The organism is Mycolicibacterium diernhoferi (assembly GCF_019456655.1).
Classification (GTDB): Bacteria; Actinomycetota; Actinomycetes; order Mycobacteriales; family Mycobacteriaceae; genus Mycobacterium; species Mycobacterium diernhoferi.
This window is the reverse complement of sequence record NZ_CP080332.1, coordinates 5,613,694-5,635,295: the sequence shown is the minus strand read 5'-3', so window position 1 is coordinate 5,635,295 and position 21,602 is coordinate 5,613,694. Positions and strand designations below refer to the sequence as shown.

Annotated in this window: 23 protein-coding genes; 14 read left to right on the top strand and 9 right to left on the bottom strand. The window is 68.0% G+C overall.

Annotated features, from left to right (window positions below; all coding sequences use genetic code 11):
• Window positions 1-10 precede the first annotated feature (10 nt).
• Complete coding sequence (locus K0O62_RS26840; RefSeq protein ID WP_073859260.1) at window positions 11-427, bottom strand: SHOCT domain-containing protein; 417 nt, start codon at window positions 425-427, stop codon at window positions 11-13.
• Between the two features lie 48 nt (window positions 428-475).
• Entirely contained in the window at window positions 476-2,302 is a 1,827-nt protein-coding gene (gene leuA, locus K0O62_RS26835; protein ID WP_073859261.1) for a 2-isopropylmalate synthase, read from the bottom strand.
• Window positions 2,303-2,544: 242 nt separating this feature from the next.
• On the opposite strand from leuA, the gene K0O62_RS26830 reads away from it, so the two are divergent.
• Both K0O62_RS26830 and K0O62_RS26825 read left to right on the top strand, forming a co-directional pair.
• The gene (locus tag K0O62_RS26830) at window positions 2,545-3,183 is read left to right on the top strand and encodes a WXG100 family type VII secretion target (RefSeq protein WP_073859262.1); all 639 of its coding nucleotides are present in this window, start codon (window positions 2,545-2,547) and stop codon (window positions 3,181-3,183) included.
• Window positions 3,183-3,473: a WXG100 family type VII secretion target gene (locus tag K0O62_RS26825; protein ID WP_079244780.1), complete on the top strand. Its 291-nt coding sequence runs from the start codon at window positions 3,183-3,185 to the stop codon at window positions 3,471-3,473. The genes K0O62_RS26830 and K0O62_RS26825 overlap by 1 nt, the downstream gene beginning before the upstream one ends.
• Before the next feature lie 258 nt (window positions 3,474-3,731).
• On the opposite strand, the gene K0O62_RS26820 is transcribed toward K0O62_RS26825, so the two are convergent.
• From K0O62_RS26820 to glnT, 7 genes are all read right to left on the bottom strand, one after another.
• Window positions 3,732-3,920, bottom strand: coding sequence for a hypothetical protein (locus tag K0O62_RS26820; protein ID WP_131817470.1), 189 nt, complete (start codon window positions 3,918-3,920; stop codon window positions 3,732-3,734).
• A gap of 271 nt (window positions 3,921-4,191) precedes the next feature.
• Window positions 4,192-4,839, bottom strand: coding sequence for a type II toxin-antitoxin system RelB family anti-toxin (locus K0O62_RS26815; protein ID WP_073859264.1), 648 nt, complete (start codon window positions 4,837-4,839; stop codon window positions 4,192-4,194).
• An 85-nt stretch (window positions 4,840-4,924) separates the two neighbouring features.
• Window positions 4,925-6,121, bottom strand: coding sequence for an NAD(P)/FAD-dependent oxidoreductase (locus K0O62_RS26810; RefSeq protein ID WP_073859265.1), 1,197 nt, complete (start codon window positions 6,119-6,121; stop codon window positions 4,925-4,927).
• Complete coding sequence (locus K0O62_RS26805; RefSeq protein ID WP_073859266.1) at window positions 6,118-7,455, bottom strand: FMN-binding glutamate synthase family protein; 1,338 nt, start codon at window positions 7,453-7,455, stop codon at window positions 6,118-6,120. Before K0O62_RS26805 ends, K0O62_RS26810 begins: the two co-directional genes overlap by 4 nt.
• A gap of 11 nt (window positions 7,456-7,466) precedes the next feature.
• Entirely contained in the window at window positions 7,467-8,150 is a 684-nt protein-coding gene (locus K0O62_RS26800) for a protein glxC (protein ID WP_073859267.1), read from the bottom strand.
• A complete protein-coding gene (locus K0O62_RS26795) occupies window positions 8,138-9,007 on the bottom strand; it encodes a class II glutamine amidotransferase domain-containing protein (RefSeq protein ID WP_073859268.1) in 870 nt (289 codons plus the stop codon). The genes K0O62_RS26800 and K0O62_RS26795 overlap by 13 nt, the downstream gene beginning before the upstream one ends.
• A gap of 21 nt (window positions 9,008-9,028) precedes the next feature.
• Window positions 9,029-10,333, bottom strand: a complete 1,305-nt coding sequence (glnT, locus tag K0O62_RS26790; protein ID WP_073859269.1) for a type III glutamate--ammonia ligase — start codon at window positions 10,331-10,333, stop codon at window positions 9,029-9,031.
• 215 nt (window positions 10,334-10,548) lie between these two features.
• On the opposite strand from glnT, the gene K0O62_RS26785 reads away from it, so the two are divergent.
• The 12 genes from K0O62_RS26785 (at window position 10,549) to K0O62_RS26730 (ending at window position 21,582) form a co-directional block, all read left to right on the top strand.
• On the top strand, window positions 10,549-11,814 hold the full coding sequence (locus K0O62_RS26785; protein ID WP_073859270.1) for an aspartate kinase: 1,266 nt from the start codon (window positions 10,549-10,551) through the stop codon (window positions 11,812-11,814).
• A gap of 2 nt (window positions 11,815-11,816) precedes the next feature.
• On the top strand, window positions 11,817-12,863 hold the full coding sequence (locus K0O62_RS26780) for an aspartate-semialdehyde dehydrogenase (RefSeq protein ID WP_073859271.1): 1,047 nt from the start codon (window positions 11,817-11,819) through the stop codon (window positions 12,861-12,863).
• A 2-nt stretch (window positions 12,864-12,865) separates the two neighbouring features.
• On the top strand, window positions 12,866-13,945 hold the full coding sequence (locus K0O62_RS26775; protein ID WP_079244604.1) for a glycoside hydrolase family 183 protein: 1,080 nt from the start codon (window positions 12,866-12,868) through the stop codon (window positions 13,943-13,945).
• Between the two features lie 52 nt (window positions 13,946-13,997).
• Window positions 13,998-14,345: a hypothetical protein gene (locus tag K0O62_RS26770; protein WP_073859272.1), complete on the top strand. Its 348-nt coding sequence runs from the start codon at window positions 13,998-14,000 to the stop codon at window positions 14,343-14,345.
• Between the two features lie 148 nt (window positions 14,346-14,493).
• Window positions 14,494-14,940, top strand: a complete 447-nt coding sequence (locus K0O62_RS26765) for a hypothetical protein (protein WP_234800287.1) — start codon at window positions 14,494-14,496, stop codon at window positions 14,938-14,940.
• 30 nt (window positions 14,941-14,970) lie between these two features.
• A complete protein-coding gene (locus K0O62_RS26760; protein WP_425561808.1) occupies window positions 14,971-15,633 on the top strand; it encodes a sensor domain-containing protein in 663 nt (220 codons plus the stop codon).
• 93 nt (window positions 15,634-15,726) lie between these two features.
• Window positions 15,727-16,974 carry an ergothioneine biosynthesis glutamate--cysteine ligase EgtA gene (egtA, locus tag K0O62_RS26755; protein ID WP_073859275.1) on the top strand — a complete coding sequence of 416 codons (1,248 nt, stop codon included), beginning with the start codon at window positions 15,727-15,729 and terminating at the stop codon, window positions 16,972-16,974.
• Window positions 16,974-18,260: an ergothioneine biosynthesis protein EgtB gene (gene egtB, locus K0O62_RS26750; protein ID WP_073859276.1), complete on the top strand. Its 1,287-nt coding sequence runs from the start codon at window positions 16,974-16,976 to the stop codon at window positions 18,258-18,260. The genes egtA and egtB overlap by 1 nt, the downstream gene beginning before the upstream one ends.
• Window positions 18,253-18,975, top strand: a complete 723-nt coding sequence (egtC, locus tag K0O62_RS26745; protein ID WP_073859277.1) for an ergothioneine biosynthesis protein EgtC — start codon at window positions 18,253-18,255, stop codon at window positions 18,973-18,975. Before egtB ends, egtC begins: the two co-directional genes overlap by 8 nt.
• On the top strand, window positions 18,975-19,925 hold the full coding sequence (gene egtD / locus K0O62_RS26740; protein WP_073859278.1) for an L-histidine N(alpha)-methyltransferase: 951 nt from the start codon (window positions 18,975-18,977) through the stop codon (window positions 19,923-19,925). The genes egtC and egtD overlap by 1 nt, the downstream gene beginning before the upstream one ends.
• On the top strand, window positions 19,922-21,001 hold the full coding sequence (egtE, locus tag K0O62_RS26735) for an ergothioneine biosynthesis PLP-dependent enzyme EgtE (protein ID WP_073859279.1): 1,080 nt from the start codon (window positions 19,922-19,924) through the stop codon (window positions 20,999-21,001). The genes egtD and egtE overlap by 4 nt, the downstream gene beginning before the upstream one ends.
• An 86-nt stretch (window positions 21,002-21,087) precedes the next feature.
• Window positions 21,088-21,582, top strand: a complete 495-nt coding sequence (locus K0O62_RS26730; protein WP_073859280.1) for a DUF2243 domain-containing protein — start codon at window positions 21,088-21,090, stop codon at window positions 21,580-21,582.
• The last annotated feature ends 20 nt before the right edge of the window (window positions 21,583-21,602 follow it).

Here is a 21,602-nt window from a genome sequence, read left to right as displayed (position 1 = left end):
GGTCGACGTTCTACCGGGACTCCTGTCCCGTCGGCGGCACGGTGTAACTCATCGCCTTGGCTTTCAGCGCTTCGTACTCGTCCGGGCTGATGGCCCCCGAATCCAGCAGGGATTTGGCGTCGGCGATCTCCTGCGCCGGCGACCGGCCGGCAGCCTGTCTGATGTACTCGTCGGTCTCCTGCCTGGCGGCCACGGCCGCGGCCTGCGCCCGTTCGGCCATCCCCTTGCCCCGGGCGATGAGGTAGATCAGCGCCGTCAGATAGGGGAAGACGATCAGGAAGAACACCCAGATCGCCTTCACCCAGCCTGAGGTCTTGTGGTCACGCCAGAACAAGTCCGTGAGGATGTTGAACAGGATGATCAGGTACGCGATGAACGCGAAGATGACGAGCAACGACCAGAAATAGTCCCAGAATGAATCCCACACGGCGGATTCTCCTCAACCGTGGATGTGCACGCTTCGGTCTAGGTCACCTTATCCCCGAGCGGCGCGGTTCACTGCCGAAACGACGGCCCGCAGCGACGCGGTGGTGATCGACGTCGCGATGCCGACACCCCAGACCGTCTTGCCGCCGATGGACGCCTCGACGTAGGCCGCGGCCTGCGCCTCCTCACCGGCCGACAGCGCGTGCTCGGAGTAGTCCAGCACGTTCACCTCGAAGCCGACCGCACCCAGGGCGTCGCAGAACGCCGCCAGCGGTCCGTTGCCGGCGCCGACGATCTCGCGCTCCTCACCGTTGATCTTCACGATCGCGGTGATGGTGTCGGTGCCGCCGTCGACCTCGGAGGCGACCACCTTCTGACGCATCCGCTCCAGGGGCAGGATCGGGGCCAGGTACTCCTCGGAGAACACGTCCCAGATCTCCTTGGGCGAGACCTCGCCGCCCTCACCGTCGGTGATCTGCTGGATCGCCTGGCTGAACTCGATCTGCAGGCGCCGCGGCAGCACCAGACCGTGGTCGGCCTTCATGATGTAGGCGACGCCGCCCTTGCCGGACTGCGAGTTGACCCGGATAACGGCCTCATAGGTACGGCCGACATCCTTGGGGTCGATCGGCAGATAGGGCACCTGCCACAGGAAGTCGTCGACGTCGGTATCGGCGGCGTCGGCGTCGAACTTCATCGCGTCCAGGCCCTTGTTGATGGCGTCCTGGTGGCTGCCGGAGAAGGCGGTGTAGACCAGATCGCCGCCGTAGGGATGGCGCTCGTGTACCGGCAGTTGGTTGCAGTATTCGACGGTGCGGCGGATCTCGTCGATGTTGGAGAAGTCGATCTGCGGGTCGACACCGCGGCTGAACATGTTCAGGCCCAGCGTCACCAGGCAGACGTTGCCGGTGCGCTCACCGTTGCCGAACAGGCAGCCCTCGATCCGGTCGGCGCCGGCCTGGTAGCCCAATTCCGCTGCGGCGACGCCGGTTCCGCGGTCGTTGTGCGGGTGCAGGCTCAGGATCACGGAGTCGCGGCGAGCCAGGTTGCGGTGCATCCACTCGATCGAGTCCGCGTAGACGTTGGGGGTGGCCATCTCGACGGTGGCGGGCAGGTTCAGGATGACCGGGTTCTGCGGGGTGGCGCCCAGGGTCTCGGTGACCGCGTCGCACACCTCTTTGGCGTAGGACAGTTCAGTGCCGGTGTAGGACTCCGGGGAGTACTCCCAGCGCCAGTTGGTGTCCGGGTACTTCTTGGCTTCCTGCAGCACCAGCTCGGCGGCATCGGTGGCGATCTTCTTGATCGCATCCTTGTCGGCGCGGAACACGACGCGACGCTGCAGGATCGAGGTCGAGTTGTAGAAGTGCACGATCGCGCTCTTGGCGCCCCGGCAGGCCTCGAAGGTCCGGGTGATCAGCTCGGGACGGGACTGCGTCAGCACCTGGATGGTGACATCGTCCGGGATGGCGCCGTCCTCGATGATCTCGCGGACGAAGTCGAAGTCGGTCTGGCTGGCTGACGGGAAGCCGACCTCGATCTCCTTGTAGCCCATCCGGACCAGCAGATCGAACATCCGGCGCTTGCGGGCCGGGCTCATCGGGTCGATCAGCGCCTGATTGCCGTCTCGCAGGTCCACCGCGCACCACTGCGGGGCGGTTTCGATGACCTTGTCGGGCCAGGTGCGGTCGGGCAGCCGGATGTCTTCGACCTCACTGGCGAAGGACTGGTACCGGTTCACCGGCATCGACGAGCCGCGCTGGGTGTTCCAGGCAGGCTGGCCGGGGTTGGGGGCGCCGCTCGGGGTGGCGATGGTGCGCACGGACGAGAAGGCATCCGGCGAAACAGCAGAAGAAGAATTGGTCTCAGGGGTGGTCATGATCTCGGCTCCGGGTCGTTGTGAGGAATTCAGACCGGCGCATCGCGAAGACCCGCGACGGGAGGCCAGTCTGGATCAGACCCCGTCGCGGCGTCCGAGGAGGAGCACCCGCTGCACGTCAGACACTCTACTCCCGGTCGTCCACGGGCCAAAACGCCCGTGGTAGAGGGCTGGAATTTGGTGTCGTAGGGGTGCTCGGAGCGGGCTTAGTCTGCTAGACGAGCTACTGAATTCGGGGGCGCATGGGGCAGTCGGTCGAGGTCGTGACCTCGGAGTTGCACCTGGCAGCGGACCGTTTGAGCGGGGCCGGGCAGCGTCTGCAGGACGGTCTGTCCGCGGTTGATCTTGAGAGCGGCAACCTGCTCGGATCCGGCTGGCACGGCGAGGCGGCGGCGGCGTTCGACAAGTACTGGGACCAATGGCACAACGGTGCGGGGCAGGTGATCCGCGCCCTGCAGACCATGTCGGACGCCCTCAACGTGGCTGCCCGGAACTACGCGGCGACCGACGAGAACGCCGGCGGCGCGTTGGACGGGACCATGCAGGGCAGCGGCGGTGGCGTCGCAGGTGGGGCCGGTGTCTCCGGCTCCGGGCAGGTACCGAACCTTTCCCAGCAGATGAACCTCGGAGACGTCGTGCAACCGATGTCACAGGCGGTGGGGATGCCCGCCCAGCTGGGCGAGCAACTGACCGGCGGGTTGACCCAGGCCGGACAGATGGCCGCCGGTGCCGCCCAGCAAGCGGTGCAGATGGCCACCGCGCCGGCGCAGCAGGTCGAGACCGACGCGGAGGCGGCCGGTGGTGCGGAGCCGATGGAGAAGGCGCCGGTGGAGCGGCCTGTGGAGCCCGGGGCGGAGTCCCAGACTGAGCGCGAGTTGTGATGCCGAAGTTGGTGGTGGACTTTCCGCAGCTGCAGAGTGCCATCGATCACATGGCCGAGTTCGGTCGTGAGGTCACCGAGGTGCTGGAGGAGATCGACCAGGCGATGGCCGCGCTGCGGGCCAACTGGTCGGGCGAGGCGTCCGAGGCGCAGGAGCAGTCCCGGCGGCAGTGGAACGACGGCGCCGAGCAGATGAAGACGTCGCTGGAACAGCTGTGCAAGGTCGCCGAGAACGCGCACAAGAACTACACCGACGCCGTCGCCAAGAACGGAAAGATGTGGGCGGGCTGATTGCGTGCGGATCGAGGTAGAGCCGCAGCAGCTGATCGATGCGGGGAAACAGGTCGGGTCGCTGGGGGCCCAGCTCGGTGCGTTGTCGGACGCGATGAGTCAGGTGCTGTCCGGGGGCATCGCCTCCGGAACGGATCCCGCGGGACTGAGCTTCGGCATCGCCTACGGGCGGCAGGCCGACGAGTTCGGTAGGGGACTGGCGGACGCTGCCAACGCGTTCAAGAACGTCGGGTTGATGTTGGAGGCGACCGGGTTCAACTACCGCAACGCCGACTCCGCCTCGACCCCGGGCGGGCCCGGCCCGTCCGGGGGCGTCAGCGGTGACCCGGGCCGGACGACGGCCGGCGACGCGCCATACGGCCCCAACGGGAGCAACGTGCCGCCGCCTGCCAAGTGGTGGCTGATCACCCCGTTCCTCAGGATGATCCCAGTGTTCGGCCTCGCCATGACCTGGCCCTCCGGTAATGCGGCGATGATGAATCTGACTGCCGCGCAATGGCGCAACATCGGGCAGGGTCTGACGGTATTCGAACCCGCGCTGGCCGGGGCGAAGGCGTTCGTGGATGCCCAGAACATTGCGGAAAAGGGCACCATCACGACGGCCCTGGAGCAGCTGGGCGCAGGCGTCAACGAACTGGCGGCGGTCGCCAGCGGGTTAGCCACCGCGATAAGCGATTTCGCCACCGGGGTGCAGGAGACGCAGGATGCGCACGCAGGCTCAGACCTGAGAGTCCGGGAACGCGATCACCGACAGGAACCGGATGGGCAACTCCACCAGGTCCACCGGCCCGTGCGCGCCCTCACCATCCATCTGCAGGGAATCGCCGGGATGCAACCGGTACACCGACCGGCTGTGGCTGTAGTCCATCACCCCTTCGAGCATGTAGATGAACTCCGTGCCGGGATGCTGGAACAGCGGGTAGGTCTGGCTCTTCTCGGTGAGCGTCACGTGCAGGCACTCGAGGCGCTTGTGCTCGCCCCGCAGCGAGCTCAGCAGCTGATACTCGTGTCCCTGCTTGGTGCCGTTGCGCACGATCTCCGCACCGGTCCCGGCCTTCACGAACGCCGCCGGTCGTTCCACATCGGCCCCGCGGAACAGACTGGTCACCGGGACGTCGAGCCCGCGGGCCAACAGCGCCAGCGTCGACAGGCTGCAGGAGGTCTGGGCGTTCTCGATCTTGGACATCATCGCCTTGGAGATGCCGACCCGGGCCGCCATGTCCGCCACGGTCAGCCCATGCTGCTGGCGTAGTTGGCGCACATTCCGGCCGATCGCGGCCTCGAACTCCAGCTCGTCGACCGGTTCGTGCGGATTCCGTTCCCGAGCGGTTCCGGACTCATTGCGAAGCAGCGGTTGGTCGCTCACGGTTCTCCTGTCTCGCGGATCCCTCCATCCTGCTCGGGGAACGACGAATTCCAAAGTGCATCGGCGCTCGGGTTGCGAGCCGGAGTCAGCGCATCTCGCCGGCCCCGACATATGGGAAGGGGCTCTTGAGCAGGTCACCCTCGGTGAACCGGGACAGTCGGAAGTCCGACTCGGGTATCCGCGGATCGGAGCTTGCGCCCTCGACCACCAGGTCGGCGACCAATCTGCCCACCGCCGGCGCGATCTTGAATCCGTGTCCACTGAAGCCCGCCGCCACGACGAGGCCCGCGATGCCGGTCCTCGAGATCACCGGGTTCCAGTCCGGGGTGACGTCATAGCAGCCCGCGTAGCTCGTCGTGATCGCCGCGTCGGTGAAACCCGGGAACCGGGTGCTGATCTTGTCCACCGTCAGATCGATGAAGGCCTCGTCGGCACGGTTGAGGTAGTGATCGGGGTCGGCGATCTCCAGTTCGGCGAGATCGGAGTTGCCGAACAGGATCTCGGAGTTCACATCGGGGCGCACATACTGCAGTGACACCAGATCGGAGAATACCGGCACCGGGCCCAGATCGATGCCGGGAGAGAGCATCACGATCTGCTCACGGTGCACCGAGATGGGTACGTCGACGCCGTAGCGCGCGAGGAAGGGCTGGGTCCAGACACCGGTGGCGATGACGACCGTCTCCGCCGAAACCTCGGTCCCATCGGCCAGTCGAACACCGGTCACCTTGTCACCCGCGACGATCAGCTCGGTGACCTCGCAGCTTTGGCGCACCCGCACCCCGGCATTGCGTGCGGAGATGGCGAATGCCTGGGCGGTCTGATACGCATCGCCGTATCCACCGCGGGCCTCCCAGCCGAAGGCCGCGAAGGGGGTCAGGTCGGCGTGCGGCCACATCTTCGCGACCTCATCGACACCGATCTCCTCGGTCTGCACGCCGACCGCGCGCTGCGCGGCCAGGCTGTTGCGCAGTGCGCCGACGTTGGGTTCGCCGACCCCGACCACGTACCCGGTCTGGCGGAAGCCGATATCGGTCGCATGGTCGCCGAGGAACTGCTCCGGTTTCTCGAAGACATCCAGGCTCGAGGTCGCCATGGCGGCCAGCGAGCTGACCCCATAGTGGCAGCGCACGATTCCGCTGGACTTACCGGTCATGCCCGATCCGACGGTACTGCGTTCGGCCACAAAGACATCGGTGACACCGCGCTGGCTCAGAGCCCATGCCGTGGCGGTACCTTCCAGCCCGCCTCCGACGATGACGACGTCAGCGGTCGCGTTCACAGGCCGGCGCCCGGTATCCAGTTGGTACCGGCCAGCGGCACCCGGGCCATGGCGGCCGCCTCGATGGTGATGGCCACCAGATCCTCGGGCTCCAGGTGCGTGACGTGGGCCTTCCCGCAGGCCCGCGCGATGGTCTGCGCCTCCATGGTCAACACCCGCAGGAAGTTGGCCAGCCGGCGGCCACCCTCGACCGGGTCGAAGCGTGCCGCCAGCTCCGGATCCTGGGTGCTGATCCCGGAGGGGTCGCGGCCGTCCTGGAAGTCGTCGTAGAACCCGGCCGCGCTGCCCAGCTTCTGGTACTCGGCCTCGTAACGGGGATGGTTGTCGCCCAGGGCGATCAGCGCGGCCGTACCGATCGCGACCGCGTCGGCGCCCAGTGCCAGCGCCTTGGCGACATCGGCGCCGTTGCGGATCCCGCCGGACACGATGAGCTGCACACCGTTGCGGTGCACGCCCAGTTCCTGCAGCGCCTGCACCGCCTGCGGGATGGCGGCCAGGGTCGGGATACCGACGTGCTCGATGAAGACCTCCTGGGTGGCTGCGGTGCCCCCCTGCATGCCGTCGACCACCACCACGTCCGCGCCGGCGTGCACCGCCAGCTTCACGTCGTAGTAGGTGCGGGTGGCGCCGACCTTGACGTAGATCGGCTTCTCCCAGTCGGTGATCTCCCGCAACTCGTTGATCTTGATCGTCAGGTCATCGGGACCGGTCCAGTCCGGATGGCGGCACGCGCTGCGCTGATCGATGCCCTCGGGCAGCGTACGCATCCCGGCGACCCGCTGGGAGATCTTCTGCCCCAGCAGCATTCCGCCCCCGCCCGGCTTGGCGCCCTGCCCGAGTACGACCTCGATGGCATCGGCCTTACGCAGGTCGTCGGGGTTCATGCCATAGCGCGACGGCAGGTACTGGTAGACCAGGTGCTTGCTCTGGCCACGCTCCTCCGGCGTCATCCCGCCGTCACCGGTGGTGGTCGAGGTGCCCGCCTCGCTGGCCCCGCGGCCCAGCGCCTCCTTGGCCGGCCCGGACAGCGCACCGAAGCTCATCCCGGCGATCGTGACCGGGATATCCAGGTGCAACGGATGTTTGGCGTTCCGACCGCCCAGTACCACATCGGTGCCGCAGCGTTCGCGGTATCCCTCCAGCGGGTACCGCGACATCGATGCCCCCAGGAACAGCAGGTCGTCGAAGTGCGGCAGGGCTCGCTTGGCGCCCCAACCGCGGATGTCGTAGATGCCGGTTTCGGCGGCCCGCTGGATGGCGGCGATGGTGGTCCGGTCGAAGGTCGCCGATTCGCGCAGGCCCAGCCGGGCCCGGTCGTCAGTAGGTGAGCTCATCAGGTGGCTTTCTAATAGGAGCTGGCGTTGTCGACGTGGAAGTGGTAGAGGTTGCGGGCCGAACCGTACCGGGTGTACTCCGTGGTTTCGTCGGAATAGCCTGCCGCAGCGAGGAGTTCGGCCAACTCGGCGTGATGCTCGGGCCGCATGTCCTTCTTGACGCAGTCGGCGCCCAGCGAGCTCACCGCGCCGCGTACGTAGATGCGGGCCTCATAAATCGAATCGCCCAGTGCCTCACCGGCATCTCCGCGCACCACCAGGCGGCCGGCCTGCGCCATGAACGCGCTCATGTGGCCGATGCTGCCGCCGACCACGATGTCGACACCCTTCATCGATATGCCGCAGCGCGCCGCGGCGTCGCCCTCGATGACGAGCAGCCCGCCGTGTGCGGTGGCTCCGGCGGACTGTGAGGCGTTGCCGGTGACACGCACGGTGCCGCTCATCATGTTCTCCGCGACGCCGGTTCCGGCGTTGCCGTTGATCACGATGTCGGCCTGCTGGTTCATCCCGGCGGCGTAGTAGCCTACGTGGCCTTCGATGCGCACGCCGACGGGTGCGTTCACCCCGACGGCCACATTGTGTGCGCCATCGGGATGGTCGATGACGAACTCACCCTCCAGATCTGCTTGGTGCAGTGCCGTATTCACCTCACGCAGCGGTGTGCTGCGCAGGTCGTACTTCACTAGCGTGTCCATGCGTAGACGACCTCCGGTTCGGGTTCCCAGATCTTGGCGGATTCGACGCCGGGCAGTCCGGCCAGCGCGCGGTACTCGCTGGCCATGGCCACCCAGTCGGTGGTTTCGGCGATCACCGCCGGCTTGCAGGCGATGGCGTCGCGGACCACGGCGAAGGAGTCGTGGTTGGAGACGAGCAGGGTGTAGAAGCCATCAAAGGACACGAGGAGTTCTTTCAAAGCGGTCTCCACATCGCGACCGGCGGCCAATTGTTGGGCCACGAACCGGGCGCCGACCTCGGTGTCGTTCTCACTGTCGAAGGCCACACCGGCACGCTGCAGGTCGCGGCGGATGGTCGCGTGGTTGGAGAAGGAACCGTTGTGCACCAGGCACTGTTGCGGGCCGACGGTGTAGGGGTGGCAGCCCGAGGGCGTCACCGCGGATTCGGTGGCCATCCGGGTGTGGCCGACACCCTGCCAGCCCTGGGCCTTGGCCAGCCCCCAGGCATCGCTGAGATCGCGGGGGTGCCCGACGCCCTTGAGGACGGCGAGGTCGGCACCGAAGCCGGCGATCAGGGCCTCGGGATGCGCTGCCCGTACACGCTGAAGGAGTTTCTCGGACGGTTCGTCAGCCGACAACAGGTAGGTGGAGTCCACCTGCACCACAGCGACATCCGGTCCGAGGTCGGGGGCCTCGGCGATGTCGGTCACCGATACGCAGCCCCGTCCCGGGGGTGACCACGTCGGGTCCCCATAGACCGCGATACCGGCCGAATCGGCGCCGCGGTCCGACATCTCGCACAGCATGCCGGCGAGCAGTTCACCCAGCCGGGGGTGCAGCTCCTCCGTGCGTAGGTGTAACCCCACGATTCCACACATAGTTGTGGTTGCCCTTTCTCTCTAGAAAGCCGTCAGGTAGGAATCGACTTCCCACGGCGCGACGGTGCCGTGGTAGGCGAAGAACTCCTCGCGCTTGAGTCCGGCGAAGTAGTCGGCGACGCCTTCGCCGGCAGCGTCCAGGACGCCGCGCACCACGTTGTCGGTCTCCAACTCGTCGATCGCATGCAGCAGCGTGGGTGGCAGATTTGAATTGCCCTGGCTGCCAACAGCTCCCGGGTCGGCGCTGCGCTTGACGCCGTCCAGCCCGGCGCCGAGTGTCGCGGCGATGGCCAGGTAGGGGTTGGCGGAGCCGTCCCCACCGCGTAGCTCGATACGCTGGTCGTCGGGCACCCGGATGTAGTGCGTGCGGTCGTTCCCGCCATAGCTCGGCTTCCGCGGTGCCCACGATGCGCCCGATGCGGTGCTGGTGGCCCCGGTCCGCTTGTAGGAGTTGACTGTCGGGGCGATGACGGCCTGCAGGGCGCAGGCATGTTCGAGGACGCCGCCGATGAAGGCGTACGCGGTCTCGGACAGTCCCAGGCCCCGCTGGTCGGAGTCCGACGGGAACACCGGGGTGCCGCCGCTGGTCAGCGACAGATGGAAGTGCAGGCCGTTGCCGGTCCGGTCGGCGAACGGCTTGGGCATGAAGGTGGCGACCATATTGCGTTCGGCGGCGATCATCGAGAGCAGATAGCGCAGGGTGATGACCCGGTCCGCGGTGACCAGTGCCTCGGCGAACTGGAAGTTCTGCTCGAACTGGCCGTTGCCGTCCTCGTGGTCGTTGGCGTAGTTCGACCAGCCGAGGGTGTTCATCGCCGTGGAGATGGCGGTGAGGTGCTCATACATTCGGGTGACGCCGCGGGCGTCGTAACACGGCTGGGCGGCGGTGTCGTCCGCGTCGGCGGTGACCAGGCTGCCGTCGGCCGCGCGGCGCAGCAGGAAGTACTCCACCTCGGCACCGACCCAGGGTTCGAATCCGGCGTCGGCGGCCTGCTGGATCAGGTTCTTGAGGATGACCCGGGGAGCGAACGGCCACGGCTTGCCCTCCACGTGCGGATCGCAGTGCACCAGCGCGAGCCCGTCCCTGATGAACGGGATCGGGGTGAACGACGCGGGATCCGGGATGGCGATGAGGTCGGGATCCTTGGGTTCCTGTCCCATGGCGCCCACCGCGTAACCGGCGAAGCCGACCCCCTCGGTGGCCAGCTGGTCGACGGCTTCGACGGGAACAAGTTTGGCGCAGGGTTTCCCGCGCAGGTCGACGAACAGGGCGAGGATGAACTTGGTACCTGATTGTTCAGCCAGGGTAGCGAGGTCGGGGGTCATCCTGTCTCCTATCGGGAATCAAAGTATCACGCTGTGAAACGTGGTCGGCCGCACGGGAGCTCCGTTGTGATTACTGGGAGTAAACCGGGTTTCTGTTACGTGAACGCTTCGTGTTGTTTCGGTCGGGTAACGGGTCCCGGCCCGCGTGGGTAATAGGGGGATGCGCCCACCCCGTATCCTTGTCGGGACATCCCCGGCTTGTTGAGAGGTTCACAGTGGCGCTCGTCGTGCAGAAATACGGCGGATCTTCGGTGGCGGACGCCGACCGGATCCGTCGCGTCGCCGAGCGAATCGTGGAGACGAAGAAGGCCGGCAACGACGTGGTCGTGGTCTGCTCCGCGATGGGTGACACCACCGACGACCTGCTCGACCTGGCCCGTCAGGTATCCCCGGCGCCGCCGCCCCGCGAGATGGACATGCTGCTCACCTCCGGGGAACGCATCTCCAACGCGCTGGTGGCCATGGCCATCGAGTCGCTCGGCGCGCAGGCCCGCTCGTTCACCGGGTCGCAGGCCGGGGTCGTGACCACCGGTACCCATGGCAACGCCAAGATCATCGACGTCACCCCGACTCGGCTGCGTGAGGCGCTCGACGAAGGTCTGATCGTGCTGGTCGCCGGCTTCCAGGGCGTGAGCCAGGACAGTAAGGACGTCACCACGCTGGGCCGCGGCGGATCGGACACCACGGCGGTGGCCCTGGCGGCGGCGCTGAAGGCGGACGTCTGCGAGATCTACACCGACGTCGACGGCATCTTCACCGCCGACCCGCGCATCGTTCCCAACGCCCGACACCTGGACGCCGTCTCCTTCGAGGAGATGCTGGAGATGGCTGCCTGCGGCGCGAAGGTGCTGATGCTGCGCTGCGTGGAATATGCCCGTCGGTACAACGTTCCGATACACGTCCGTTCGTCGTATTCGGACAAGCCCGGCACCATCGTCAAAGGATCGATCGAGGACATCCCCATGGAAGACGCCATTCTGACCGGAGTCGCGCACGACCGCAGCGAGGCGAAGGTCACCGTCGTGGGCCTGCCCGACGTGCCCGGCTATGCCGCCAAGGTGTTCCGCGCGGTCGCGGACGCCGACGTGAACATCGACATGGTGTTGCAGAACATCTCCAAGGTGGAGGACGGCAAGACCGACATCACCTTCACCTGCTCACGGGAGAACGGCCCGTCCGCCGTGCAGAAGCTGTCCTCGCTGCAGAGTGACATCGGCTTCACCCAGGTGCTCTACGACGACCACATCGGCAAGGTGTCGCTGGTGGGCGCCGGCATGCGCTCCCACCCGGGTGTCACCGCCAAGTTCTGCGAGACGCTGGCCGAGGCCGGCGTCAACATCGACCTGATCTCCACCTCGGAGATCCGGATCTCGGTGCTGGTCAAGGACACCGATCTGGACGTGGCGGTCTCCGCGCTGCACGAGGCCTTCGGCCTCGGTGGCGAGGAGGAGGCCGTCGTGTACGCCGGAAGCGGGATCTGAAAATGGTCAACATCGGTGTCATCGGCGCGACCGGACAGGTCGGCCAGGTCATGCGGGCCCTGCTCGAAGAGCGGAACTTCCCGGCGACCTCGGTGCGGTTCTTCGCCTCGGCCCGCTCCGAGGGGAAGAAGCTGACCTTCCGCGGCCAGGAGATCGAGGTCGAGAACAGCGAGACGGCCGACCCGTCCGGGCTGGATATCGCCCTGTTCTCCGCGGGCGCGACCATGTCGCGGGTGCAGGCGCCGCGGTTCGCCGCGGCCGGCGCCGTCGTCGTCGACAACTCCTCGGCCTGGCGCAAGGACCCCGAGGTCCCGCTCGTGGTCAGCGAGGTCAACTTCGACAGAGATGTCGCGAACCGTGCCCGGTCTCTTCCAAAGGGCATCATCGCCAACCCGAACTGCACCACCATGGCCGCCATGCCGGTGCTCAAGCCGCTGCACGACGAGGCCGGGCTGACCCGCCTCATCGTCTCCAGCTACCAGGCTGTGTCCGGCACCGGACTGGCCGGCGTCGAGGAGCTGGCCACCCAGGCGCGCGCCGTCATCGATGGGGTCGAGCAGCTGGTGCACAACGGTTCGGCGCTGGACTACCCGGCTCCGGTCAAGTACGTCGCGCCCATCGCGTTCAACGTGGTGCCGCTGGCCGGTTCGCTGGTCGACGACGGGTCGGGTGAGACCGACGAGGACCAGAAGCTGCGCAACGAGAGCCGAAAGATCCTCGGCATCCCGGAACTCGCCGTGAGCGGCACCTGCGTGCGGGTACCGGTGTTCACCGGGCACTCGCTGTCGATCAACGCCGAGTTCTCCCAGCCGCTTTCGGTGGCACGGGCCAAGGAGCTCCTGGCCGGGGCCCCGGGTGTGTCCCTGGTCGACGTGCCTACGCCGCTGGCGGCGGCCGGAGCCGACGACTCGCTGGTCGGCCGGATCCGTCAGGACGAGGGGGTGCCCGGCGGGCGCGGTCTGGCCCTGTTCGTGTCCGGTGACAACCTGCGAAAAGGTGCTGCACTGAACACTATTCAGATCGCCGAGCTGCTGGCCCAGCAACTCTGACAATGCGGGTGGCATGCGCCATCGCGTCGGCCTTGGCATTGGCGCTGAGTCCACCCGCACATGCCGACCTGAACCTGTCGCCGGGGCAGGTCGTCATGCTCGGTCCGGTGGCTGGAACGGGCACCGCGACAGGCGATTACGGAATCGGCGCGACGGACCTGTGCGAGTTCATGGAGTTCCCGAGCCGGCTGCTGCAGGTGTGCGGGGACAGCTTCGCCGGGCAGGGTGTCGGTTTCGGCGGTTGGTATTCGCCGGTGGCGCTGCACGTGGACCCCGACTCGATCACCGCCCCCGACGGTGTCCGCATCACCGGAGTCTCGGGTACCCGGGCGCCGCTGCTGGCCGAGCCCGCACCGGCCGGCGCCTCCCAGCTCCCGGCCGGCGTCGTGTCGATCAACCGCGAGAACTACATGCTGGTCGCCACCACGTTCAACCTGGCGCCCGCCTCCACGCGGTTGGTGAAAGCAGATGCCGCGAAGGAGAATTGGCCGACGGTGCCCGGGTCGCAACGTCCGGCCGACTTCGTCGGTGGCGGGCAGTCTCAGGTCAGCGGCTACTACGACCCGATCCCGACCCCGGATTCCGCGCGGGGCTGGGTGTACATCGTGGCCGACAACTTCGACCGCACCGCCCCGGTCACGCTGTACCGCGTTGCCCCGCAAGACTTCCTGGATCGTGCCGCATGGCAGGGCTGGTCGGCCGACGCCGGCTGGGGCCATCAGCCGACACCGCTGTGGCCGGATCGGGTGGGCGAGATGAGTGTGCGCCAGATCGACGGGAAGACGGTCCTGTCATATTTCAACGCCAGCACGCTCAACATGGAGGTGCGGGTCGCCAACCACCCCACCCAGCTCGGGTCGGCGCCGGTGACGACGGTGGTGGTGGGCGCCCCGTGGCCCGACCGGCCCACCGACCTGCCCGCGCCATACGACAACCGGCTGGCCCAGCCGTACGGCGGCTACATCTCCCCGGCATCCACACTGGACGAGTTGCGGGTTTTCGTCAGCCAGTGGAACACCACGCCACGCGGCGGGACGCCGTACCGGGTGATCCAGTACGCGGTGCGCCCGTTTCACAGCTGATTCATAATCCGTAGCCAGCCGACACCTTGCTGCGGGTCTGCATCATGAATCCATGAGTGAACCGAACGACATCTCGACCACGACCACGGCACCGGTGGCCGTCGCCGCAGCGCCAGCACCCGCCCGCCCGAATCGCGTCACCCAGGCCGCGGCCTGGGTGGGCATCGTCGCGGGCGTGATCTTCATCGTCGCCGTGATCTTCTTCTCGGGCTTCATCCTGGGCAAGAGTTCCGACGGGGGCGGCCACCACCGCGGAGGCCCGGACCGTCCGGCGACGATGTTCCATCGCGGCGGGCCACCGCCGATGGGCCCGCCGCATGCCTTCTTCCCGGGCGGCCCCGGGGGCCAGGCCGGCCAGCAGGGCCCCCAGCAGCAGCCGATCACACCCGCACGCCCCTGAATCAGCCGTAACTCTTGGCACTCTGACCTCATTCGTGAGAGTGTCGCTAACCATGACACGCCGAGCGCCGACCATTACCGCGTTTGCCTTTGCGCTCGTGGTAGTGGCGGCGTTGTCGGGGTGCGCCCTGCGCACCGCGGAACCTGACGTGGCCGCGGGGACCGTGTTCGCCCTCGGCGACTGCGTGCAGATCGACGGGGGCATCTACGCCGGCGACGGCCGGGCCCAGGAGCCGGCACACGCCGTCGAGGTGGCATGCACCCAGGACCCCAGCTACACCGTCGGCGCCACCACCGATGCCGCGGGCGACTGCCCCACCACCGAGTACCAGCATCTGCCCACCGCCTACGCCGAACCGTCGACCGCGCGGTTGTGCCTGGTGCCGAACCTGGTGGCAAACCACTGCTACCTGATGGAGATGCCGATCGGCCTGGTCGAAAAGGCCGACTGCGGCAAGCGCGGCGAGGGCGTTCTGGTGCAGATCACCCAGCGCCTGGAGGTCAGGGACCAGTCCGCCTGCCCGGCCGCCGGCGGTGCTTATGCATGGCCGTATCCGGCGCCGGCACGCACTTACTGCACCCAGACTCTGTTCTGAGGGCTTGCCCGCTTTGGCATGATCGATGCCATGCGGCTGACAGCACTCGCCGTCGGGGTGGGGGTGGCCTTCGGGGTGGCTTCGGGTATGGCCATGACACTCGCTGCTCCGGCCCCGGCCCGACCGTCCGATCCCGGCGTCGTCAGCTACGCCGTGCTGCCCAAGGGATCGGTCAGCAACATCGTCGGGACGGCGCTGACCTGGGAAGCCGAGTTCGCCAACCCGGTACAGGCCTTCTACGTCGACAACCCGGCCTGCAACAACTGGGCCGACATCGGGCTCCCCGACGTGTACGCCGACCCCGATCTGGCCTCCTTCAACGCCGCGGTGGCGCAGACCTCCGCCACCGACCCGACCCGCCTGGTCAAACAGGCCGTCGGCGTCTTCGCCACCAACGACGCCGCGACCCGGGCCTACCACCGCGTCACCGATCGGACCACCGGATGCGCCGGGCAGACGACCACGATGCATCTGGACAAATTCGTGAATCAGGTGTGGACGTTCTCCGGGAGCGCCGCCACCGAAACCGACGCGGTCTGGGTCAAGCAGGAGGGCGGCACCGACCGGCGGTGTTTCACACAGACCCGATTGCGGGAAAACGTTCTGCTCCAGGCGAAGGTGTGCCAGCCCGGCAACGGCGGACCCGCGGTCAACGTACTGGCGGGAGCCATGCAGAACACCCTCGGGCAGTGACGGCAGGCAAATCCCTCGGGAATATGTCGGACCTGTCTGGAAGATTCAATAGCAAAAGCTCGTAGCGTCCAGAGCCGGGGAGGAGTGGTTCGCATGACCACCACCGCCACGTGGGACGTCGCGTGCGCGTCCGGCCAGGCCGCCGCGCGCGTCGCGGCGAACTGCCTGCGCGACGGCCCGATCGGCAAGGTCGGCCTCGAGATCGAGGCGCACTGTTTCGACATCGCCGACCCACAGCGCCGCCCGGGCTGGGACGAACTCAGCGCGGTGATCTCCGGGGTGCCAGACCTGCCCGGAGGCAGCGCCATCACCGTCGAACCCGGCGGCGCCGTCGAACTCTCGGGTCCACCGGCCGACGGGCCCGGTGCCGCGATCACCGGAATGGCCGCCGACCGCGCGGTGCTGCAAGGACACTTTGCCGAGCACGGCCTCGGACTGGTCCTGTTGGGCGCGGACCCGCTGCGGCCGACGCGGCGCGTCAACCCCGGGGCCCGCTACCGGGCGATGGAGCGCTTCTTCGCGGCCACCGGCAGCGCCGAGGCCGGTGCGGCCATGATGACGTCCACCGCCTCGATCCAGATCAACATCGAGGCCGGGCCGCGAGCGGGCTGGGCGGACCGGGTGCGTCTGGCGCACGCCCTGGGCCCCACCATGATCGCGCTGGCGGCGAACTCGCCGCTGCTGGGCGGGCACTTCACCGGGTGGCGTAGCTCCCGGCAACGCGTGTGGGGCCAACTGGATGCGGCCCGGTGCGGGCCGGTACTCGGCGATGACGGCGACGATCCGGCCGCGGACTGGGCGCGCTATGCGCTGCGGGCGCCGGTGATGCTGGTGAACGGCACCGAGGTCGCGCCCGTGACCGAGTGGGTCGCCTTCGCCGATTGGGCCGAGGGACGCGCGCAACTGGGCAGCCGGGTGCCCACCGACGAGGACCTCGATTACCACCTGACCACGCTGTTCCCCCCGGTGCGACCGCGCCGGTGGCTGGAGATCCGCTACCTCGACAGCGTTCCCGACACCATCTGGCCGGCCGTGGCCTTCACCCTGGTGACACTGCTGGACCAGCCGGAAGCCGCGCAGGCGGCGGTGTCGGCCACCGCACCGGTGGCCGGCGAATGGGATCTCGCGGCCCGGGCCGGGCTCGCCGACCCGCGATTGCGTGCCGCCGCGGTGCAATGCGTGTCGGCCGCCGCCGAGCACGCTCCGCCCGAACTCGCCGATGCGATGGCCGGGCTGCTCGCCGACGCAGAGGCGGGGCGCTGTCCGGGTGACGAGTTCACCGATCGGGTGGTCGAACACGGCATACCGGCGGCACTGACCCAACTGGCGAAGGGCGAATGATGACGTCACCGGAGGCGCTGGCCACCGAACTGACCCGGGCCCGGGAGCGCACGCTGGCGCTCGTCGACTTCGACGACGCCGAACTGCACCGTCAATACGACCCGTTGATGAGCCCGCTGGTGTGGGACCTCGCGCATATCGGTCAACAGGAGGAGTTCTGGCTGCTGCGCGACGGAGACCCGAGCATGCCCGGCCTGCTCACGCCCGAGATCGACTCGCTCTACGACGCATTCGTGCATTCCCGGGCCAGTCGTGCCGAACTGCCGTTGCTCCCGCCGGCCGATGCCCGGGTCTATTGCGCGACCGTGCGCGACAAAGCTCTCGAGGCACTGGATCGTACGGACGGTGACGAGGCGTTGTTCCGCTTCGGTTTGGTGATCTCCCATGAACATCAACACGACGAGACCATGTTGCAGGCGCTCAACCTGCGTGCCGGCCCTCCGCTGCTCAGCGCGGGCACCGCGCTGCCCGCCGGCCGCGCCTGCGTCGCCGGTACATCGGTGCTGATTCCCGCCGGTCCGTTCACGTTGGGCGTCAACGCTTCCGAGGAACACTACTCGCTGGACAACGAACGGCCCGCCCACACCGTCCATGTCGAGGGGTTCCGGATCGGCAGGGTCCCGGTCACCAACGCGCAGTGGCGCGAGTTCATCGACGACGGTGGCTACCGGACGCCGCGATGGTGGTCCGCCAACGGCTGGGCCTACCGGGCACAAGCCGGCCTGGTCGCCCCCGCGTTCTGGAACGCCGACGGCAGCCGCACCCGGTTCGGTCACCGCGAGACCATCCCGGACGACGAACCCGTCCAGCACGTGACCTACTTCGAAGCCGAGGCTTTCGCCGCCTGGTCGGGTGCGCGGCTGCCCACCGAAGTCGAGTGGGAGAAGGCGTGCGCGTGGGATCCGGTGACCGGAACCCGGCGCCGATTCCCTTGGGGCGACGCGCAACCGACTCCCGACCTGGCCAATCTCGGGGGTGACGCGCTGCGCCCGGCGCCGGTGGGGGCGTATCCGGCGGGCGCCTCGGCCTACGGCGCGGAGCAGATGCTGGGTGATGTGTGGGAGTGGACGACCTCGACGCTGCGGCCCTGGCCGGGGTTCACCCCGATGATCTATGACCGGTACAGCGAACCGTTCTTCGACGGTGCTGGGGCCGGGGATTACCGGGTGCTGCGCGGCGGATCCTGGGCGGTCGCGCCCGACATCCTGCGGCCGAGCTTCCGTAACTGGGACCACCCGATCCGGCGGCAGATCTTCTCCGGCGTCCGGTTGGCTTGGGATGTGTAGGCATATCGGGTGGCTGGGCGCCCCGGTCACCGTGTCCTCGTTGGTCCTCGATCCGCCCAGCGGGCTACTGGTGCAGTCCTATTCGCCGCGGCGCCAGAAACACGGCACCATCAACGCCGACGGCTGGGGTGTCGGGTTCTTCGACACCTGGGGGCTGGAGCGAAGCGATGCGGGGGAGAGCGCCGGGGTTCGGCGCTGGCGCAGCGACAAACCGCTGTGGGGTGACGCCTCGTTCGCCTCGGTGGCACCGGCACTGCGCAGCGGATGTGTGGTGGCCGCAGTGCGGTCGGCGACCGTCGGCATGCCCATCGAGCCCTCGGCCTCGGCACCGTTCACCGACGGGACGTGGCTGTTGTCGCACAACGGGATCGTCGACCGCGCCGTCCTCGCGCCGTCTGCGTCCGCCGAATCGACGGTCGACAGTGCAGTCCTGGCCTCCTACATCTTCGAACGTGGACTGGATGCGCTGGGCGAGGTCGTCGTGGAGGTCGGGGCACGCGATCCCGGTGCGAGGTTGAACATCCTGGCCGGCAACGGCTCTCGGCTGCTCGCGACCACCTGGGGTGACACCTTGTTCGTGCTGCAACGGGCCGACGGCATCGTGCTGGCCAGTGAACCGTACGACGAAGACCCGTCCTGGCGTGACATCCCCGATCGGCACCTCGTCGAAGTCTCGGGCGCGGGTCTCACGCTCACCCCACTGGAAGGATCGTGATGGTCACCGGCACGGCATCGGACCTGGGCCAAGCGCTGCGGCGCGATGTCCTGCACGGACTGCAGCAGACGCCGAAAACACTGCCGCCCAAGTGGTTCTATGACGCCACGGGCAGCGATCTGTTCGATCAGATCACCCGGCTGCCCGAGTACTACCCGACCCGCACCGAGGCATCCATCCTGCGGGAGCGGGCCGCCGACATCGTGTCCGCCTCCGGCGCCGACACTCTTGTCGAGTTGGGTAGCGGTACGTCGGAGAAGACCCGACTGCTGCTGGACGCCATGCGGGACAACGGATCCTTGAAGCGATTCATCCCGTTCGACGTGGATCCGAGCGTGCTGCGGGACGCCGCGACCGCGCTGCACGCGGAGTATCCGGGTGTGGAGATCGAGGTGGTGTGCGGTGACTTCGAACAGGATCTCGGCACCATCCCCAAGCTGGGTCGCCGGATGGTGGTGTTCCTCGGTTCCACGATCGGGAATCTGACACCCGGTCCGCGCGCGGAATTCCTTGCCGCACTTGCCGGGGCGATGCAGCCCGGGGATTCGCTGCTGTTGGGCACCGACCTGGTCAAGGACGTCGACCGGCTGGTCCGCGCCTACGACGACAGCGCCGGGGTGACCGCGGCCTTCAACCGCAACGTTCTCTCGGTGATGAATCGGGAGCTGGATGCCACGTTCGACCTGGCGGCCTTCGACCATGTCGCACGGTGGAACGCAGCGCAGGAGCGCATCGAGATGTGGTTGCGATCCACCACGGACCAACGGGTCCGGATCGGCGGGCTCGGCCTCACGGTGGACTTCGCGGCGGGGGAGGAGATCCTGACCGAGGTGTCCTGCAAGTTCCGGCCCGATGCAGTGGCAGCGGAGTTGGCGGCCGCCGGCCTGACGCGCACCCACTGGTGGTCTGACGCCGCAGGCGATTTCGGTCTCTCGCTGGCGGTGAAATGAGCCTCGCCGAGCACTGGCGGTCGGCGCGAGTTCCGGTGGCCGGTGTGCACTTGGACAGTGCGGCGTGCTCGCGGCAGAGCAATGCGGTGATCGACGCGGCCGCCACCCACGCCCGGCATGAGGCCGAGGTGGGTGGTTATGTGGCCGGCGAGGCGGCGGCACCGGCGTTGGATGCCGGCCGGGCCGCGGTGCGGGCCCTGGCCGGGATGCCGGATGCCGAGGTCGTGTACACCACGGGCTCCAACCACGCGTTGGACCTGTTTCTGAGCAGTTGGACGGGACCACGCACGGTGGCGTGCCTGCCCGGGGAGTACGGCCCCAATCTGGCGATCCTGGCTGCCAACGGTTTCCAGGTGCGGACACTGCCCGCCGACGAGATGGGCCGACTGCGGGTGGGGGAGGCGACCGCGGTGCTGGAGGCCCACCCGTCGGCATTGGTGCACCTGACCGTGCTCGCCAGCCACCGGGGGATCGTGCAGCCGTTGACGGAGTTCGCGCCGGTGTGCCGGGCACTCGGGCTGCCGCTGGTGGTGGACGCGGCGCAGGGCCTCGGGCACGTGGACTGCGCGGTGGATGCCGACGTGCTGTACACCTCGTCGCGGAAGTGGCTGGCCGGCCCGCGCGGTGTCGGGGCGCTGGCGGTGCGACCCGAGGTGTACGGCCGGTTGTCGCCGCGGTGGGCGCCGCTGGAGATGCGCGAGGCCAATATCGGTGCTCGGCTGGGATTTTCGCTGGCACTCGGTGAACATCTGGCCGCCGGACCGGTAGCGGTGCGGACCCGACTCGCCGAGGTCGGCCGACTGACCCGCACGGTGCTGGCCGAGGTGCCCGGGTGGCAGGTGATCGAACCGGTCGATGAGCCCACCGCGCTGACCACGCTGCGGCCGACCAACGGGGCCGGGCCTACAGCGGTGCGCGCCAAGTTGATCGCCGAGCATCAGATCGTCACCACCGCGTGTGAGGTGGAGCGCGCGCCGGGCGAGATGGACGGGGCGGTGCTGCGGGTGTCCCCGCATGTCGATGGTGGCGTGGAGGACCTGGAGCGGCTGGCCGAGGCATTGGTGGCCGTCGGCTAGATCGGCGCCGGGGCCCGTTTCGTCCGCCGGCCGGCGGGTAGACCCTCTTGCATGGCCAGTTCGATACTCGCGATCGTTCCGCGGCGGTGAGAAGGCCCACTGTGCTGCCGGCGCTGCTACTGGGGCTCGGCTTCGGGGGTTTCATCGATGGGATCGTCCTGCACGAGATTCTGCAGTGGCACCACATGGTCAGTCATGTGGACGACTACCCGGTGGACACACTCGCGGGACTGGAGGTCAACGTGCTCGCCGACGGCATCTTCCACGTGGCGACCTGGCTGCTGGTGTGGGCCGGCACCATCATGATGCTCATCAGTTGGCGCCAGGGTCGCCTCGCGCCGAACTGGTCGTTTCACTTCGGCCTCCTGCTGATGGGTTGGGCGATCTTCAACCTGGTCGAGGGTGTGATCGACCACCACATCCTGCAGGTCCACCACGTCCGCGACGACCTGGGTGCTCCGCTGGCGTGGGACCTGGGCTTCCTGCTGCTCAGCGTCGTGCTGTTGGTGGCGGGATGGCTGCTCTATCGGCGCGGAGACCGGGCGCTGGGTGCCGCGGCCCGGGCGCACCGGGGCGACTGATGCGAGCGCCGATCCCGGCT